General features: G+C 68.8%; 2 protein-coding genes. Both read left to right on the forward strand.

The window, feature by feature from the left end:
• Positions 1 to 1,193 (forward strand): SidA/IucD/PvdA family monooxygenase (locus I71_RS21550; RefSeq protein WP_042697954.1); only part of this gene is annotated, 1,193 nt, incomplete at its 5' end.
• Positions 1,193 to 1,597 (forward strand): hypothetical protein (locus tag I71_RS21555; RefSeq protein WP_042697956.1); only part of this gene is annotated, 405 nt, incomplete at its 3' end. The genes I71_RS21550 and I71_RS21555, both read left to right, overlap by 1 nt.

Raw genomic sequence — 1,597 nt, forward strand, 5'->3', positions numbered from 1 at the left:
CGGCCCCTGGTGCGCAGAGCGACCTGCAGATTTCCTTCCTGAAGGATCTGGTGACCCTGCGCAATCCGCAAAGCCCCTACAGCTTCGTGAATTATCTGCACCGCAAGGGCCGGCTGATCGACTTCATCAACATCGGCACCTTCTATCCCTGCCGGATGGAGTTCAACGACTATCTCCGTTGGGTGGCGTCCCATTTCTCCACTCTCTGCCGCTACGGCACCGAGGTTCTGCGTGTCGAGCCGGTGGCCGACCGTTCCGGTACGATCGGCATGCTGGATGTCGTGACCCGCGGGCCGGACGGCATCGAACGGGTGCGCCGGACCCGGTCGCTGGTGGTGGGCACCGGCGGAACGCCGCGCATCCCCGCCCTGTTCGCCAAGCTGAAGGACGATCCCCGCGTCTTCCACCATTCCGACTATGTGCAGCGCATCGCCGCCCAGCCCTGTGCCGCCGGGACACCGATGCGCATCGCCCTGATCGGCGGCGGGCAGAGCGCGGCCGAGGCCTTCATCGATCTCAACGACAGCTTCCCGTCGGTGCGGGCCGACATGATCCTGCGCTCCGCCGTCCTGCGGCCGGCCGACGACACCCCCTTCGTCAACGAGATCTTCGCGCCGGCCTATACCGACGTTATGTTCGGCCTGCCGGAGGAGGAGCGGGTGCGGCTGATCCGCGACTATCACAACACCAACTATTCCGTGGTCGATGCCGAGCTGATCGACCGCATCTACGGCATTCTCTACCGCCAGAAGGTCTCCGGCGTGCCGCGCCACGGCTTCCTTTGCCGGCGGGAGATCGAGGCGGTGGTGTCCGACGAGGCCGGCATCACGCTGACCCTGCGCGACCTGTCCAACGGCGCCCTTGAGGACATCCGTTACGACGCGCTGGTTCTTGCGACCGGCTACGAGCGCAACTCCCACCGTCGCCTGCTGGAGCCGCTGGGCGACCTGCTGGGCGACCTGCGGGTGGACCGCGACTATCGCGTCCGCGCCGATACCAAACTGACGGCACCGGTCTTCATTCAGGGCTTCTGCGAGGAGACCCATGGGCTGAGCGACACACTGCTGTCGGTTCTGCCGGTTCGCGCAGCGGAGATCGCGGCGGCACTCCACCGTGATCTGGCGCCGGCCGACGGCAGGGCATGGCGTCAGTCGGGACCGGCCGGTCTTGTCGCCGGCGCGACGACCCGCTGATGCGCGCGCCGACGAAGGGTGCGCGCGCCGGGCTGTGGTTGCTGTGTCTCCTGTCCGCCGTCGGCGCGGCGGGGGCGGTAACGGCGGAGGAGGCTGTCCGACCGGCGGCCGTCGCTCCGGCGCGCGGGGTGGTGCTGGAGATGGCGACGCTGGCGACCTACCGGCGGGACGCCATCGAAGCCGGGCTGGGCGACCGCGCCGGCTACATCGGACGGCCGCGGTGCGACGTCACCTTGTCGCAGGTGCGCTATGCCACCATCGGCGTTCGCGGTGAACCGGCGACGGCGTCGGCCATGCTGCTGCTGCCCGGCGGTTCGGACTGCGGCGAAGCGCATGGGCTGCTCGGCTGGGCGCAAGGCACCCGGATGCAGCGGGACCTCACCCAGGCCGGGGATCTTCTCGCG

The sequence above is a fragment of the Azospirillum sp. B506 genome (genome assembly GCF_000333595.1).
GTDB lineage: Bacteria > Pseudomonadota > Alphaproteobacteria > Azospirillales > Azospirillaceae > Azospirillum.